This window comes from Streptomyces sp. NRRL S-118, assembly GCF_000716335.1.
Classification (GTDB): domain Bacteria; phylum Actinomycetota; class Actinomycetes; order Streptomycetales; family Streptomycetaceae; genus Streptomyces.
On the sequence record NZ_KL591010.1, the window covers coordinates 281467 to 297104 of the forward strand.

13 protein-coding genes are annotated in these 15638 nt (G+C 73.2%); 8 read left to right on the forward strand and 5 right to left on the reverse strand.

Annotated features, from left to right (window positions below):
- Positions 1 to 3: 3 nt before the first annotated feature.
- Positions 4 to 1446, reverse strand: coding sequence for a protoporphyrinogen oxidase (hemG, locus tag IH00_RS0119595; protein WP_031075324.1), 1443 nt, complete (start codon positions 1444 to 1446; stop codon positions 4 to 6).
- A gap of 125 nt (positions 1447 to 1571) precedes the next feature.
- Between hemG and IH00_RS0119600 the strand changes: the two genes are divergently transcribed.
- Together IH00_RS0119600 and IH00_RS0119605 are read left to right on the forward strand one after the other, a co-directional pair.
- A complete protein-coding gene (locus IH00_RS0119600; RefSeq protein ID WP_031075326.1) occupies positions 1572 to 2480 on the forward strand; it encodes a DUF4349 domain-containing protein in 909 nt (302 codons plus the stop codon).
- Positions 2481 to 2489: 9 nt separating this feature from the next.
- Positions 2490 to 3875, forward strand: a complete 1386-nt coding sequence (locus IH00_RS0119605; protein WP_031075327.1) for an FAD-dependent oxidoreductase — start codon at positions 2490 to 2492, stop codon at positions 3873 to 3875.
- A gap of 2 nt (positions 3876 to 3877) precedes the next feature.
- Here IH00_RS0119605 and hemE read toward each other — a convergent pair whose 3' ends face one another.
- Positions 3878 to 4951 carry a uroporphyrinogen decarboxylase gene (gene hemE / locus IH00_RS0119610; protein WP_031075328.1) on the reverse strand — a complete coding sequence of 358 codons (1074 nt, stop codon included), beginning with the start codon at positions 4949 to 4951 and terminating at the stop codon, positions 3878 to 3880.
- 91 nt (positions 4952 to 5042) lie between these two features.
- On the opposite strand from hemE, the gene IH00_RS0119615 reads away from it, so the two are divergent.
- The 5 genes from IH00_RS0119615 to IH00_RS0119635 all read left to right on the forward strand — a co-directional run bounded on the left by IH00_RS0119615 (position 5043) and on the right by IH00_RS0119635 (position 11624).
- Positions 5043 to 5699, forward strand: coding sequence for a DUF3000 domain-containing protein (locus tag IH00_RS0119615; RefSeq protein WP_031075330.1), 657 nt, complete (start codon positions 5043 to 5045; stop codon positions 5697 to 5699).
- Between the two features lie 338 nt (positions 5700 to 6037).
- Positions 6038 to 6697, forward strand: coding sequence for a helix-turn-helix transcriptional regulator (locus IH00_RS0119620; RefSeq protein ID WP_031075331.1), 660 nt, complete (start codon positions 6038 to 6040; stop codon positions 6695 to 6697).
- A 27-nt stretch (positions 6698 to 6724) separates the two neighbouring features.
- Complete coding sequence (locus tag IH00_RS0119625) at positions 6725 to 8017, forward strand: ribonuclease D (protein ID WP_031075333.1); 1293 nt, start codon at positions 6725 to 6727, stop codon at positions 8015 to 8017.
- 260 nt (positions 8018 to 8277) lie between these two features.
- Positions 8278 to 9498: a thiolase family protein gene (locus IH00_RS0119630; protein WP_031075334.1), complete on the forward strand. Its 1221-nt coding sequence runs from the start codon at positions 8278 to 8280 to the stop codon at positions 9496 to 9498.
- On the forward strand, positions 9495 to 11624 hold the full coding sequence (locus tag IH00_RS0119635) for a 3-hydroxyacyl-CoA dehydrogenase NAD-binding domain-containing protein (RefSeq protein ID WP_031075336.1): 2130 nt from the start codon (positions 9495 to 9497) through the stop codon (positions 11622 to 11624). Before IH00_RS0119630 ends, IH00_RS0119635 begins: the two co-directional genes overlap by 4 nt.
- Before the next feature lie 147 nt (positions 11625 to 11771).
- Here the strand turns inward: IH00_RS0119635 and IH00_RS0119640 are convergent, their stop codons facing one another.
- Positions 11772 to 12884, reverse strand: coding sequence for a PLL family lectin (locus IH00_RS0119640; RefSeq protein ID WP_031075338.1), 1113 nt, complete (start codon positions 12882 to 12884; stop codon positions 11772 to 11774).
- 112 nt (positions 12885 to 12996) lie between these two features.
- On the opposite strand from IH00_RS0119640, the gene IH00_RS0119645 reads away from it, so the two are divergent.
- Positions 12997 to 13419 carry a PIN domain-containing protein gene (locus IH00_RS0119645; RefSeq protein ID WP_031075340.1) on the forward strand — a complete coding sequence of 141 codons (423 nt, stop codon included), beginning with the start codon at positions 12997 to 12999 and terminating at the stop codon, positions 13417 to 13419.
- A 25-nt stretch (positions 13420 to 13444) separates the two neighbouring features.
- Here IH00_RS0119645 and IH00_RS0119650 read toward each other — a convergent pair whose 3' ends face one another.
- Complete coding sequence (locus tag IH00_RS0119650) at positions 13445 to 14929, reverse strand: amino acid permease (protein WP_031075343.1); 1485 nt, start codon at positions 14927 to 14929, stop codon at positions 13445 to 13447.
- A gap of 190 nt (positions 14930 to 15119) precedes the next feature.
- On the reverse strand, positions 15120 to 15638 hold a 519-nt coding region (locus IH00_RS0119655; RefSeq protein ID WP_031075346.1), incomplete at its 5' end, for a transketolase C-terminal domain-containing protein.

Consider the following 15638-nt stretch of genomic DNA (forward strand, 5'->3'; position numbering starts at 1 on the left):
GGGCTATTCTCGCTCGTCACTCGGGGTGGCCTGCGCCAGGGTCGGCGTGGCGAGGATCTCGTCCGCCGCGCGGCGGGCGCTCGCGACGCAGGCGGGGATGCCGACGCCGTCGTACGCCGCTCCGCAGACCCGCAGGGCGGGCAGCGCCGCGACGGCGTCGCGGATGCGGGCGACCCGGGCGAGGTGCCCGACGGGGTACTGCGGCAGGCCGCCGATCCAGCGGGTGACCGCGGAGGCGACCGGCCGGGCGGTGAGCCCGGTCGCGGCGGCGAGGTCCCGCAGGGAGACGGAGACGAGGTCGGCGTCGTCCCGTTCCAGGTGCTCCTCCTCGCCGTACCGGCCGACGGAGGTGCGCAGCAGGACGAGGTCGCCCGCGCTCTCGTCGGTCCAGCGCCACTTCTGCGAGGAGAAGGTGGAGGCCTTGATGGTGCGGCCGTCGACGGGCGGGACGAGGAAGCCCGAACCGGCGGGCAGCCCGGCCGTGTCCGTGCGCCGGAACGCGAGGGTGACCAGGGCCATGGAGGCGTACTCGACGGCGGCGAGTTCGGCCGCGGCGGCCGGGGACGCGGCCGAGAGCAGCGCGGCGGCGGACCAGGCCGGGGTGGCGAGGACGACGGCGTCGGCCTCGATGACGCGCCGGCCGGTCCGCACGTGCCAGCCGGCCGGTCCGCGGGTGAGTTCCTGGACGGGCGTGTCGGTGAGGATCTCGCCGCCGTGCGCGGTGACGGCGCCGGCGACGGCGCCGGGCAGGGTGCCGATGCCGCCCTCGATGCCCATGAAGGCGGGGCCCGTCTGCCCGGGGGTGGCCCGCTGGACCGCGCGGACGGCCTCGGTGAGGGTGCCGTGGGCGCGGGCGGCCTCGAACAGCTTCGGTACGGCGGCCCGCATCGAGATCCGGTAGGCGTCGCCCGCGTAGACGCCGCCGAGGAGGGGCTCGACGAGCCGGTCGACGACCTCGCGGCCGAGGCGTTCGGCGACGTACGCGCCGACGGCGACGTCCTCCCCGAGGGCTTCGGGACGGGCGGGCGGCAGGTCGCGCTCGTGGGCGATGCGGGCGAGGCCCTCGGCGGAGAGCAGTCCGGAGAGGGCGGCGGCGTCGCCGGGGACGCCCATGACGTGGCCCTTGGGCATGGGCCGCAGGGCGTCGCGGGTCCACACGGACGCGGTGGTGGTGGCGGGAGGCTGGAGGCGGTCGCCGAGACCGACGGCCCGGGCGAGGTCGACCGCCTCGGGGCGGCGGGCGAGCACCGACTCGGCGCCGAGGTCGACGGGGGCGCCGGCGATCTCGCCCGCGTGGAGCTTGCCGCCGAGGCGGCCGGTGGCCTCCAGCAGGGTCACGCGCCGCCCGGCGGTGGCGAGCCGGTGGGCGGCGGCGAGACCGGCGATGCCGCCGCCGATGACGACGACGTGGCCGCCCCGCGTGCCCTGGAGTGTGTCCGCGTTCATGGCACCACTCTCTCAAATGCCATTTCGAGTCCCGACCGTGACCGGTTCGGAACCGTACGGGGCAACCTTCACCGGGGCCTCGACCGTCGAAGGGGCACCATTGATCGCGCATCCCAGGGGGGACCATGCGTACACGACGACACGCCGTCGCGGCGGTGCTGCTCACCGCCGCGCTGGCGCTGGCGGGCTGCGGCTCGGCGGACGAGGGCGCGGGCGACACGAAGGAGGCGGCCGCCGAGCGGGGCGTCGCCGCCGACCAGCCCGCGAACGGCTCGGCCGCCGCGCCGGAGCCAGGCCGGCCGGGTGAGCGGGGCAAGCCGCAGCAGAAGCCCGCGGGCCCGCAGCAGCACGTCATCCGGACCGCCGAGTTGTCGGTGCGGGTGGCGGACGCGGCGAAGGCGCTGGGCACGGCCCGTACCGCCGCCACGGCCGCCGGCGGGCACGTCGCCGAGGAGACGACCGAGCGGGTCGACGACGACCACGTGACCTCGCGGATCGTGCTGCGCGTGCCGCAGGCCGCGTACGACGCGGTGCTGGCCAGGCTCGCGGGTACGGGGAAGCTGCTGTCGCGGACGGCCGAGTCCAAGGACGTCACCGACCAGGTGGTCGACGTGGAGAGCCGCGTCGCCACGCAGCGGGCCAGCGTCGCGCGGGTGCGGGCGCTGATGGACGAGGCGACGGAGCTCGGCGACGTGGTGACGCTGGAGGGCGAGTTGAGCCGCCGTCAGGCGGACCTGGAGTCGCTGCTGGCGCAGCAGGCGGCGCTGAAGGACCGTACGACCCTGGCCACGATCACCCTGGAGCTGAGCGAGACCGAGGACGAGGAGGGCCGGGAGGACGACGACGGCCCCGGCTTCCTCGACGCACTGTCCGGTGGCTGGAACGCCCTGGTGACGGCGGCGACATGGGCCGGGATCGCCCTGGCGGCGGTGGCGCCGTGGCTGGCCGTGCTGCTGGTGGGGTACGCGGTGTGGCGGTGGCTGCTGCGGCCCAGGCTGCCCCGGCGGACGGGATCGGACACCCCCGCGCCGTAGCGTGTCGGTATGACACGGCAACGATTGGTGATCATCGGCGGCGACGCGGCGGGCATGTCCGCCGCGTCGCAGGCCCGCAGGCTGAAGGGCCCGGACGAGCTGGAGATCGTCGCCTTCGAGCGGGGGAACTTCACGTCGTACTCCGCGTGCGGCATCCCGTACTGGGTCGGCGGCGACGTCGAGGGACCGGACCGGCTCGTCGCGCGCTCTCCCGAGGAGCACCGCGCGCGGGACATCGACGTACGGCTGCGCAGCGAGGTGACCGAGCTCGACCTGGACGGGCAGCGGGTGCGCGTGCGGGACCTGGCATCGGGCGGCACGTCATGGACGGGGTACGACCGGCTGGTGATCGCGACCGGCGCCCGTCCGGTGCGGCCGGCGCTGCCGGGCATCGACGCACCGGGCGTGCACGGGGTGCAGACCCTGGACGACGGGCAGGCGCTGCTGGACACGCTGGGCGCGGTGAACGGGGCGGCGGAGCGGCGCGCCGTGGTCGTGGGCGCCGGGTACATCGGCGTGGAGATGGCGGAGGCCCTGCTCAACCGGGGCTACGAGGTGACGGTGCTGAACCGGGGCGAGCAGCCGATGTCGACGCTGGACCCGGACATGGGGCGGCTGGTGCACGAGGCGATGGACGGCCTCGGCATCACCACGGTCGGCGGCGCCGGGGTGACCAAGATCCTCACGGGCGGCGACGGCCGGGTGCGGGCGGTGGCGACCGAGGACGCCGAGTACCCGGCGGACGTCGTGGTGCTGGGCATGGGCGTGGAGCCCGAGACGGCGCTGGCGCGCGCCGCGGGGCTGCCGGTCGGGGCGTCCGGCGGTCTGCTCACCGATCTGTCGATGCGGGTGCGCGGCCGGGCGGACGTGTGGGCGGGCGGCGACTGCGTGGAGGTCCTGGACCTGGTGTCGGGCCGTGAGCGGCACATCCCGCTGGGCACGCACGCCAACAAGCACGGCCAGGTCATCGGCGCGAACGTGGCCGGCGGGTACGGCACGTTCCCCGGTGTCGTGGGTACGGCGGTGAGCAAGGTGTGCTCGCTGGAGATCGCCCGCACGGGCCTGCGCGAGCGGGACGCGGAGGCGGTGGGGCTGCGGTTCGTGACGGTGACGGTCGAGTCGACGAGCCGCGCCGGCTACTACCCCGGCGCGGCGCCGATGACGGTGAAGATGCTGGCCGAGCGCCGCACGGGCCGGCTCCTCGGTGTGCAGATCGTGGGCCGCGAGGGGGCCGCGAAGCGCGTGGACATCGCGGCGGTCGCCCTCACGGCGGGGCTGACGGTGGAGCAGGTCGCGGCCCTCGACCTGGGCTACGCCCCGCCGTTCTCCCCGGTGTGGGACCCCGTCCAGGTGGCGGCCCGCAAGGCGGTGACGGCGGTGCGGGCCGCCGGCTGACGTCAGCGGGCGGTCTGCGTGTGGACGTACTCGACCAGGCGGGTCAGGGCGTCCGGGTCGGTGGTCGGCAGGACGCCGTGGCCGAGGTTGAAGACGTGGCCCTCCAGGCCGGCCGCGGCGTCCAGCACCTCGCGGGTCTTGGCCTCGACCGCCTCGGGCGTGGAGAACAGGACCGCCGGGTCGAGGTTGCCCTGGAGCGCCTTGCCGGGGCCGACGCGGCGGGCCGCCTCGTCCAGCGGGACGCGCCAGTCGACGCCGACGACGTCCGCGCCGGCCTCGCCCATGAGGCCCAGCAGCTCGCCGGTGCCGACGCCGAAGTGGATGCGCGGCACGCCGTACCCTTCGACGGCCCGGAAGACCTTCGCCGAGGCGGGCATGACCGAGCGGCGGTAGTCGGCGGGGGCCAGCGCGCCCACCCAGGAGTCGAAGAGCTGGACGGCGGAGGCGCCGGCCTCGATCTGGACCTTCAGGAAGGCCGCGGTGATCTCGGCGAGCCGGTCCAGCAGGTCGGCCCACAGCCCGGGGTCGCCGTACATGAGGGCCTTGGTGTGCTCGTGGTTGCGCGACGGGCCGCCCTCGACGAGGTAGCTCGCGAGGGTGAAGGGCGCGCCCGCGAAGCCGATCAGCGGGGTGGCGCCGAGCTCGCCGGTGAGCATGCCGATGGCCTCGGTGACGTACGCGACGTCGTCGGGCGTGAGGTCGCGCAGCCGCGCCAGGTCCTCGCGGCGGCGGATCGGCTCGGCGACGACCGGGCCGACGCCCGGCTTGATGTCGAGGTCGATGCCGATGGCCTTGAGGGGGACGACGATGTCGCTGAAGTAGATCGCGGCGTCGACCTTGTGCCGGCGCACCGGCTGCAGGGTGATCTCGGTGACCAGCTCGGGCAGCATGCACGACTCGAGCATGGGAATGCCCTCGCGGACCTTCAGGTACTCCGGCAGCGAGCGTCCCGCCTGGCGCATGAACCAGACCGGCGTGTGCGGCACGGGTTCGCGCCGGCACGCCTTGAGGAAGGCTGACTCTGCGACGGCGGTGGTCTTCGGCTGCTGGCCCATAAGGCGATGGTTGGCACTCACGCCCAGAATCTTCGCATGCGCGGGCAAGCCGCTCGGCCGGTGCGGGTGTCCCTCCCTGCACGCGGGGCTCCTTCCGCCTACTCTTCCCCGCATGGCTGCGGCTCAGGGACAGTTTTCCGATCACTCCGCTCACTCCGAAGGCACCGAGGGTGTCCCGTCCGCCTTCGCGACGGCGGTCGAGGCCCTGCGCTCGGCGCGGCTGCGGCCGGAGGTCGAGGTGGAACCGACGCGCCCGCCGCAGCGGCTCGCCCCGTACGCGTACGCGCTGGAGGCGGCGGTCGTCGAGGACGACGAGGACCTGGCGGACGGGCGCCTCGTGCTGCTGCACGAACCGGCGGGCCACGACGCCTGGCAGGGCACCTTCCGGCTGGTGACGCTGGTACGGGCGGAGCTGGAGCCGGAGATGGCCGCGGACCCGCTGCTGCCGGAGGTGTGCTGGTCGTGGCTGACCGGCGCGCTGGAGGCGCGGGGGCTGTCGTACGGGGAGGCGAGCGGCACCGTCACCCGTGCGGGGTCTCACTACTTCGGTGGACTCGCGGAGCGCCGCCCGGCGACGCAGATCGAGATCCGTGCGTCGTGGACGCCGCGCGAGGACCGGCGCGGCGTGCCGGACGCGGCGGCGCACCTGGCGGCCTGGTGCGACCTGCTGTGCCAGGTCGCGGGGCTTCCGCCCACGAGCCCCGGACCGCTGGACGCGGGCGCCGGGGTGGTCTCCCTCCCCCAGCGCCGGGGACCGCAGCACCCGTAACCTCACCCGGGGCGCGGCACGCGCCCGGCACGTGCGGCGGCGGGCCGTCCCCCGGGACGTCCGGCGTGCCCGCGGGCGCACGGGCGGGAGGCCCGCACCCCGGGGGCCCGGACGGCACGGGCGGCGCCGGAGCGCGAAGGCGCGGCGGGGCGGCACGAGGGGGCGCTCGTAGGATGATCGATCACCCGTCCGAATTGCCCCAATTGTTACTCACCAAATCGTGATCTTCCCCTAAAGGCGGACGGACGGGCTGCCGAAGAGGTCTGTGACCCTTCAAACACGGTTCGCCCGGCTTCTTCCCCGAGCCGGCTGTGTCCCGCACCTTCCCAGGAGGCCTGGTGTCCGTTCTCCTCGAGCAGCCCGCAAGCCTGGTCGCCTACCGCCCGAACAAGCCGACGGCCATGGTCGTCGTGGCCGACCCGCGCGTCCGCTCCACCGTGACCCGCCACTTGTGGGCCCTCGGAGTGCGTGACGTCATCGAGGCGTCGTCCATCGCGGAGGCCCGCCCCCGCATCGGCAACCCGCGCGACATCTGCGTTGCCGATGTCCACCTGCCCGACGGTTCCGGGCTGACCCTGCTGTCCGAGACCCGCGCCGCCGGCTGGCCCAATGGCCTGGCCCTCTCGGCGGCGGACGACATCGGCGCCGTACGCAACGCCCTCGCCGGTGGCGTCAAGGGCTACGTCGTCACCGGTACCCGCACCAACATCGGCCACCCCACCCGTCCCGGTGCCGCACCCATCGGCGCCGCCGCCCGGCTGCACCGCCGTCCTCCCGGCACCCCGAGCCACCCGGGCGGCTACCGCGAGCTCTCCGGCCGTGAGGTCGAGGTGCTGCGGCTGGTGGCGGAGGGCCAGTCGAACAAGGCCATCGGCGTCTCGATGGGCCTGTCGGCCCTGACCGTCAAGAGCCACCTCGCCCGCATCGCCCGCAAGCTCGGCACCGGCGACCGGGCGGGAATGGTCGCCGTGGCACTTCGTACGGGAATCATCCACTGACCGGTTTGCAGGACATACCCTTGACAGGTGACCGACGCCCAAGAGACCGCAGCAGAGACAGTACTGCGCACCGCCGGGGGCGGCCCTCCGGACGACGGCGTCGCAGACGGCGTCATCGACGGGACGCCGATCCCCTTGCTCGAGCCCCGCGAGGGCGTACCGCCCGTGGTGGCCGACGAGCATGCCCTCGCCGAGGTGATCGCCGCCTTCGCGGCGGGCACCGGACCCGTCGCCGTGGACGCGGAGCGCGCCTCCGGCTACCGCTACGGGCAGCGCGCCTATCTGGTGCAGCTGCGCCGGGAGGGCGCGGGTACGGCGCTGATCGACCCGGTCGGCTGCCCGGACCTGTCCGCGCTCGGCGACGCCCTCGCCGGCGCCGAGTGGATCCTGCACGCCGCCACCCAGGACCTGCCGTGCCTGCGGGAAATAGGCATGGTGCCGACCCGCCTCTTCGACACCGAGCTGGCCGGGCGCCTCGCGGGCTTCCCCCGCGTCGGGCTCGGCGCGATGGTCGAGTCGGTGCTGGGGTACGCCCTGGAGAAGGGGCACTCCGCGGTGGACTGGTCCACCCGCCCGCTGCCCGAGCCCTGGCTCCGGTACGCCGCGCTGGACGTCGAGCTGCTCGTCGACCTGCGTGACGCACTGGAGAAGGACCTGGACCGGCAGGGCAAGCTGGACTGGGCCCACCAGGAGTTCGACGCCATCGCCTCGGCCCCGCCGCCCCCTCCCCGCAAGGACCCCTGGCGCCGTACGTCCGGGATGCACAAGGTGCGCAGGCGCCGCCAGATGGCGGTGGTGCGGGAGCTGTGGACCGCCCGCGACCGGATCGCCCAGCGGCGCGACGTGTCGCCGGGCAAGGTCCTCAGCGACGCCGCGATCGTAGAGGCGGCCCTCGCCCTTCCGGCGAACGTGCACGCGCTGACCGCACTGCCCGGGTTCGGGCACCGCATGGGCCGCCGCCAGCTGGAGCAGTGGCAGGCGGCCGTGGACCGCGCCAAGGCGCTGCCGGACGCCGAGCTGCCCCAGCCGGGGCAGCCGCTGCAGGGTCCGCCGCCGCCGCGCGCATGGGCGGACAAGGACCCGGTCGCCGCGGCCCGGCTCTCGGCGGCCCGGGCGGCGGTCTCGGCCCTCGCCGAGTCGCTGAACCTGCCGCAGGAGAACCTGATCACGCCCGACACCGTGCGGCGGGTGTGCTGGGAGCCGCCGAAGGAGGTCACGCCGGAGACGGTCGCGGGCGCGCTCGCCGGGTTCGGGGCGCGGCCCTGGCAGATCGAGCAGGTCGCACCGGTGCTCGCGGACGCCCTGACCTCGGCGTCCTGACCGGGGTCCGCGGAGCGCCCCGGTTTCCGAACCCCCGGCCCCTCCGGCCGGGGGTTCGGCCGTGCCCGGGGCGGGGACGAGAAGGCCGTGACCGGCTGCGCCGCCCCTTCCGGGGGTGCGCCACGGGTGTGACCTTCAACGCTCCGGGCGGGGGGACTGGGCAGTCTGGTTACCCGTAAGTAGCATGTGGGCAAGCAAGCACGCGCTTAGCCGCGCGTCGCAGCAGTGCAGTGCCATCCCGCACCTGGAGGAGAGCCATCGTGCCTCGTACCGTCAGGGACGTCGTCTTCGTCGACGGCGTCCGCACCCCGTTCGGCAAGGCGGGCCCGAAGGGCATCTACCACGAGACCCGCGCCGACGATCTCGTCGTGAAGGCGATCCGGGAGCTGCTGCGCCGCAACCCGGACCTCGACCCCGCGAAGATCGACGAGGTCGCCATCGCGGCGACCACCCAGATCGGTGACCAGGGTCTGACCCTCGGGCGCACGGCCGGCATCCTGGCGGGCCTGCCGCAGTCGGTGCCCGGCTACTCGATCGACCGCATGTGCGCGGGCGCCCTCACCGCGGTGACCTCGGTCGCCGGCTCCATCGCCTTCGGCGCGTACGACGCCGTCATCGCGGGCGGTGTCGAGCACATGGGCCGCCACCCGATGGGCGAGGGCGTGGACCCGAACCCGCGGTTCGTCAGCGAGAAGCTGGTCGACGAGTCGGCCCTGTTCATGGGCATGACCGCGGAGAACCTGCACGACCGGTACCCGCAGATCACCAAGCTCCGCGCCGACGAGTACGCCGTGCGCTCGCAGGAGAAGGCCGCCAAGGCGTACGCCAACGGCAAGATCCAGGCCGACCTGGTGCCGATCTCGGTGCGCCGCACCAACGCCGAGGCCGGCGAGACCGGCTGGGGCCTGGTCACCGCCGACGAGCCGATGCGCCCGGGCACGACCCTGGAGTCGCTGGCGAACCTGAAGACGCCGTTCCGCGTCCACGGCAACGTCACCGCCGGCAACGCCGCGGGCCTCAACGACGGCGCCACCGCGTCGATCATCGCGTCCGAGGACTTCGCCCGCGAGAACGGCCTGCCGGTCAAGATGCGCCTCGTCTCGTACGCCTTCGCCGGCGTCGAGCCGGAGGTCATGGGCTACGGCCCGATCCCCGCGACCGAGAAGGCCCTGGCCAAGGCCGGTCTCTCGATCGAGGACATCAACCTCTTCGAGATCAACGAGGCCTTCGCCGTCCAGGTGCTGGCCTTCCTCGACCACTACGGCATCGCCGACGACGACGCGCGCGTCAACCAGTACGGCGGCGCCATCGCGTTCGGCCACCCGCTCGCCTCCTCCGGCGTCCGCCTGATGACGCAGCTGGCGCGGCAGTTCGAGGAGCAGCCGGAGGTCCGTTACGGCCTCACCACCATGTGCGTCGGCTTCGGCATGGGCGCCACGGTCATCTGGGAGAACCCCCACTTCGACGGAGGCAGCAAGTGAGCACCACCGCTGAGCTTTTGAAGGGTGCGGCCGAGCTGTTCCCGGACGAGGTCGTCACCAGCGCCCACGTACGGCACTTCGACCTGCCGTTCGGCGCGGGCCGGTTCGCGCTGATCACGCTGGACAACGGCTTCGACCACACCAAGCCGACCACCTTCGGCCCGCAGTCGCTGGCGAACCTCAACACCGCCATCGACCAGGTCGAGAAGGAGGCGGCCGAGGGCACCATCGTCGGTGTCGGCATCACCGGCAAGCCGTTCATCTTCGCCGTCGGCGCCGACCTCAAGGGCGTGGAGCTGCTCAAGCGCCACGAGGACGCGCTGGCCATCGGCAAGGGCGGCCACGACGTCTTCAAGCGCCTGTCCTCGCTGGGCGTGCCGACCTTCGCGTACTACAACGGCGCGGCCATGGGCGGCGGTGTCGAGGTCGGTCTGCACTGCACCTACCGCACCGTGTCGGCGGCCCTGCCGGCGTTCTCGCTGCCCGAGGTCTTCCTGGGCCTGGTCCCCGGCTGGGGCGGCTGCACCATCCTGCCGAACCTGATCGGCGCCGACCGCGCGGTCTCGGTCATCATCGAGAACTCGCTCAACCAGAACAAGCAGCTCAAGGGCAAGCAGGTCTTCGAGCTCGGGATCGCCGACGCGATCTTCGAGGGCGCGGACTTCCTGGAGCAGTCGCTGCTGTGGACGGCCTCCGTCCTCAAGGGCGAGATCGTGGTCGAGCGCGCCGACGTCGACCGCGGCGAGGCCTGGGACCAGGCCGTCGCCCGCGGCCGGTTCATCGCCGACTCCAAGGTGCACGGTGCGGCCCCGGCCGCGTACCGCGCCCTGGACATCATCGAGGCGTCCAAGGACGGCGACCTCCAGAAGGGCTTCGACGCCGAGGACACCGCGCTCGCCGACCTCATCATGGGCGGCGAACTGCGCTCCGGCATCTACGCCTTCAACCTGGTCCAGAAGCGCGCCAAGCGCCCGGCCGGCGCCCCGGACAAGAGCCTGGCCCGCCCGGTCACCAAGGTCGGCGTCGTCGGCGCCGGTCTGATGGCCTCCCAGCTCGCGCTGCTGTTCCTGCGCCGCCTGGAGGTGCCGGTCGTCCTGACCGACATCGACCAGGAGCGCGTCGACAAGGGTGTGGGCTACGTCCACGCCGAGATCGACAAGCTGCTCGGCAAGGGCCGCATCAACCAGGACAAGGCCAACCGTCTCAAGGGCCTGGTCTCCGGTGTGCTGGACAAGGCCGAGGGCTTCGCCGACGCGGACTTCATCATCGAGGCCGTGTTCGAGGAGATGTCGGTCAAGCAGAAGGTGTTCGCGGAGGTCGAGGCGGTCGCCCCAGCGCACGCGATCCTCGCCACCAACACCTCCTCGCTGTCGGTGTCGGAGATGGCCTCCAAGCTCCAGCACCCGGAGCGCGTGGTCGGCTTCCACTTCTTCAACCCGGTCGCGATCCTGCCGCTGCTGGAGATCGTCCGCGGTGAGCAGACCGACGACGCGTCCCTGGCCACGGCCTTCGGTGTCGCGAAGAAGCTGAAGAAGACCGCCGTTCTGACGAAGGACGCCCCGGCGTTCGTCGTGAACCGCATCCTCACCCGCTTCATGGGCGAGATCCAGAACGTCATCGACGAGGGCACCCCGGTCGAGACCGCGGAGAAGGCCATCGAGCCGCTCGGCCTGCCGATGTCGCCGCTGGTGCTGCTGGAGCTGGTCGGCCCGGCGATCGGTCTGCACGTCTCCGAGACCCTGAACCGCGCCTTCCCGGAGCGCTTCAAGGTCTCCCCCAACCTCAAGGCCGTCGTCGAGGCGGGCAAGCGCGGCTTCTACGTCTACGACTCGGGCAAGCCCGAGCTGGACCCCGAGGTCGCGGCACTGCTGAAGCAGGGCGACGTCGTCCTGACGGAGCAGCAGGTGCGGGACCGCGTCCTGGACGCGGTGGCGCAGGAGATCGGTCTCATGCTGGACGAGGGCGTCGTCGCCGAGGCCCAGGACATCGACCTGTGCCTGATCACGGGCGCCGGCTGGCCCTTCCACCTGGGCGGCATCACGCCGTACCTGGACCGCGAGGGCGTCTCGGAGCGCGTCAACGGCAAGCGTTTCCTGCCGCAGGGCGTGGCGAGCGTCCCGGCGTAAGCGCGCACACCGCGGCCTCACTGCCCCGCACCGCCGTCCGGTGGTGCGGGGCAGTCGTCGTCACGGGGGGCGGGTACGGAGAAACGCCGGAGGGGCTGACGCGTGGTCAGCCCCTCCGGCGTTCAGCGGGCCCCGCGGGCCCCGGTGTCAGACGCGGCGCCATGCCTCCAGGGCCAGGCCCGGCTCGGGCTTCTGGCGGGTGATCCGCAGGGCGCCGTCCGTGCCGATGGCGGCGATGACGACGCGGCCCTGCGCGTCGAGGTTCATCGCCGGGGCGCCGAGGACGGGCTCGCCGGTGGTGGACCAGTTGGCGCCGGACTCCTCGGCGCCGGTGGGGCAGGCCGCGACGGAGAGGCGGCCGTCCCGGCCGCGTACGGCGAGGACCGTGCAGTCGTGGCCGTCGATGACCGTGCGCACGGCGGCGGGCGGGCCACCGGCCGGGGTGAGGCCCAGCGCGACCGTGTCGCCACCGGGGCGGTGCACGACCAGCTCGCCGGTCCTGGCATCGGTGCCGTACAGGCTCAGCCGGTCCGGGGCGGTCTCCAGCGGGGTCACCGAGCCGCCGGCCAGGCCCACCGGGTAGGCGTCGGACGGCTCCAGGGCGCCGGCCGGCTCGGTCTGCGCCCAGTGCCGGACGGCACCGGGGCCGACGGCCAGTACGTGGACCCTGCCGGAGGCGCTGGTGAGGGCCGTGAGCGACGTGTGGGAGCCGTCGCCGGCCAGTTCGACCCAGGCGCCCCACCTGCCGTCGCGCTGCTCGGCGCGCACGCTGATGCGGCCGCCCGGGTTGAGCGGGAGCACGTACAGGGAGCCGTTGTGGTCGACGGTGGCGGCGGGCTGTCCCAGGCTGCCGCCGTGCTCGACGTCGGCGAAGGGGCAGCCGAGCGGGTGCCACGGCGTGGTGCGGCGGCCCGACTGGTACTGGGTGGCGTGTGCGAGACCGACGTCGATCAGGCCGTCGTCGCGGACCGCACGGCGCTGCGCGACCAGGTGCACGTAGCCGTTGGGCCCCTGGCCGAGGGCGAAGTGCTGGGCCTCCGGCATCTCGAAGAGCAGCGGCTGCGACCACTCGGGGCCGCCGGGGCGGCGCTCGGTCCAGCACAGCATGCCGCCGTCGGCCGCTGCGTACGCGCCGAGCCGGCCGTCCTTGCCGATGAGCAGCCAGCCGCTGGTCGCGGGGGCGTGAGCGGGGTGTGTGACCGGGGCCGGGAGAAGAGCCGTCGCCTTCTTCTTGGACCTGCGCAGGGGCCGCAATGCCATGCCTTGGGGGGACCCTTCCCTGACCGTGGTTCCGGTGGTGTCCGGACACCTCACGGACTGACCGTAGTTGGACCGACGATAACACTTCCCCCGCAGGTGGGAGGCTGGGCCCATGACCTCTGCACGCAGCGTACTGGTGGTCGTCGACGCGGCCAACGTGGTGGGTTCCGTCCCCGACGGCTGGTGGCGCGACCGCCGTGCCGCCACCGAGCGGCTGCGGGACCGGCTGCTGCCGTTCGCCGACTCCGGCGTGGCCGGCCACGCGGGGCCGGTCGAGATCGTGCTCGTCGTCGAGGGGCGGGCACGGGGCGTGGAGTCGGTGCCCGGGGACGCCGCCGGCGGGGGCGGGGTACGGGTCGTCCCGGCCCCCGGCAGCGGGGACGACCTCGTCGTCGAGCTGGTCCGCGAGGAGCGGGAGACGACCGGCCGGCCGTGCCTGGTGGTCACGGCCGACCGGGAGCTGCGGCGGCGGGTGGAGCAGTACGGCGCCGAGTGCGCCGGGCCGGGCGCGGTGCGCCAGGGGACACCCCCCTAGCCCGGCACGATCCGAAAGGCAGGCCCTAAGTGCCCCGGGTGCCGAGCGATGCCGTGCGGCGGCCCAGACGGCTGTGGGAGCGGCCGTAGAGGAAGTACACGACGAAGCCGGCCGCCATCCAGACGGCGAAGCGGAACCAGGTCTCGCCCGGCAGGTTGAGCATCAGCCACAGCGAGGCGGCCACCGACAGGATCGGGACGACCGGCACCCACGGGGTGCGGAACGCGCGGTGCAGGTCGGGGCGGGTCCGTCGCAGGATGATCACGCCGATCGCGACGACCACGAAGGCGAAGAGGGTGCCGATGTTCACCAGGGTCGCCAGCTCGTCGATGCTGGTGAAGCCGGAGACGAAGGCGATGATCACGCCGAGCAGGATGGTCGGGCGGTACGGGGTGCGGAACTTCGGGTGCGTCACGGAGAAGAACCGGGGCAGCAGCCCGTCGCGGCTCATCGCGAAGAAGACCCGGGTCTGGCCGAGGAGCAGGATGAGGCACACGGTCGTGAGGCCGACCGCCGCCCCGAAGCTGATGACACCGGCGTAGAAGGGGTGCCCGACGGATTTGAACGCGTCGGCGAGCGGGGCGCTGGTCGACAGCTCGGAGTAGTGCTGCATACCGGTCACGACCAGCGCGACCGCCACGTACAGCACGGTGCAGATGAGTAGCGAGCCGAGGATGCCGCGCGGCATGTCGCGCTGCGGCAGCTTGGTCTCCTCGGCGGCGGTGGCGACGACGTCGAAGCCGATGAAGGCGAAGAAGACGACGGACGCGGCGGTGAAGATGCCCATGACGCCGAAGTTGGTCGGCTCGTACCCGAAGATCGTCGAGACCAGTGCGGCGTCCCAGCCGGAGGAGGTCTCCGGGGTCACCTTCTTGGGGATGAACGGCGAGTAGTTGTCGCCCACGACGAAGAACAGACCCGCGATGATCACGATCATGACCACCGTCACCTTGATCGCCACGACGATCGCGGTGATGCGGGCCGACAGCTTCATGCCGATGACCAGGACCGCGGTGAGCACCAGGACGAGGATGAAGGCCAGCAGGTCGAAGGTGCCGCCCTCCACGTCCGGCCCTTGGAGCCAGGCGGGCAGGTGCCAGTCGACGTTGTCCATCAGTGAGCGGACGTAGCCGGACCAGCCGACGGCCACGACGGCCGTGCCGAGGGCGAACTCCAGGACCAGGTCCCAGCCGATGATCCAGGCCGGCAGCTCGCCGAGGGAGGCGTACGCGAAGGTGTACGCCGAGCCGGCCACGGGGACGGTGGAGGCGAACTCCGCGTAGCAGAGGGCGGCCAGGGCGCAGACGATGCCGGCGGCGACGAACGCCAGCGCGGTCGCGGGGCCCGCGTTCTCCTTCGCCACCTTGCCGGTCAGCACGAAGATGCCCGTGCCGATGATGACGCCGACGCCGAAGACCGTCAGGTCCCAGGCGGAGAGTGACTTCTTGAGCGCGTGCTCGGGCTCCTCGGTGTCCTGGATCGACTGTTCGACGCTCTTCGTCCGGAACATTCCCGTATCGCGTGACTGCTGGCCTGTGCTCACCGGCGTACCTCCGTACCCATCGGCCTCTATGGCCATGATCGAGAGAGGTGGGGGGTGGCGCCCGCCCTCAGGCCGCTGTTCACACGAAAGGACCGGCCGGAAACCCCTGGGGTACTCCGACCGGCCCTATGCGGTGCGCCGCGGCGACGCGGCGGCGTCAGTCGCGGGCGGGCTCCATCTCCGCGTCGTAGCGGCCGTCCAGCGTGGCGACCAGACCGGTGACCTGCCGGGCGATGTCGGGAGCGGTCAGGCCGATCTCCGCCATGACCTCCGCGCGCGAGGCGTGGTCCAGGAAGCGCGGCGGGATGCCGAAGTCGCGCAGCGGTACGTCGACGCCCGCGTCGCGCAGCGCCTGGGCGATCGCGGAGCCGACACCGCCGACACGGCCGTTGTCCTCGACGGTGACGACGACGCGGTGCTGCTCGGCGAGCGGTGCCAGCGCCTCGTCGACCGGCTTGACCCACCGCGGGTCCACGACGGTGGTGGAGATGCCCTGCTGGTCGAGCAGTCCGGCGATCTCCAGGCACATGGGCGCCAGGGCGCCTACCGAGACCAGGAGTACGTCGGGCGTGTCGGTGCCGGCCTTGCGCAGGACGTCCATGCCGCCGACGCGGCCCACGGCCTGGACGGCCGGGCCGACCGCGCCCTTGGAGTAGCGGACGACGGTCGGTGCGTC

What these genes read in the sequence shown, in the direction of transcription:
- hemG (WP_031075324.1), bottom strand. Translation starts at nt 1,446, where the DNA reads ATGAACGCGGACACACTCCAGGGCACGCGGGGCGGCCACGTCGTCGTC.
- IH00_RS0119600 (WP_031075326.1), top strand. Translation starts at nt 1,572, where the DNA reads ATGCGTACACGACGACACGCCGTCGCGGCGGTGCTGCTCACCGCCGCG.
- IH00_RS0119605 (WP_031075327.1), top strand. Translation starts at nt 2,490, where the DNA reads ATGACACGGCAACGATTGGTGATCATCGGCGGCGACGCGGCGGGCATG.
- IH00_RS0119615 (WP_031075330.1), top strand. Translation starts at nt 5,043, where the DNA reads ATGGCTGCGGCTCAGGGACAGTTTTCCGATCACTCCGCTCACTCCGAA.
- IH00_RS0119640 (WP_031075338.1), bottom strand. Translation starts at nt 12,884, where the DNA reads ATGGCATTGCGGCCCCTGCGCAGGTCCAAGAAGAAGGCGACGGCTCTT.
- IH00_RS0119645 (WP_031075340.1), top strand. Translation starts at nt 12,997, where the DNA reads ATGACCTCTGCACGCAGCGTACTGGTGGTCGTCGACGCGGCCAACGTG.
- IH00_RS0119650 (WP_031075343.1), bottom strand. Translation starts at nt 14,929, where the DNA reads ATGTTCCGGACGAAGAGCGTCGAACAGTCGATCCAGGACACCGAGGAG.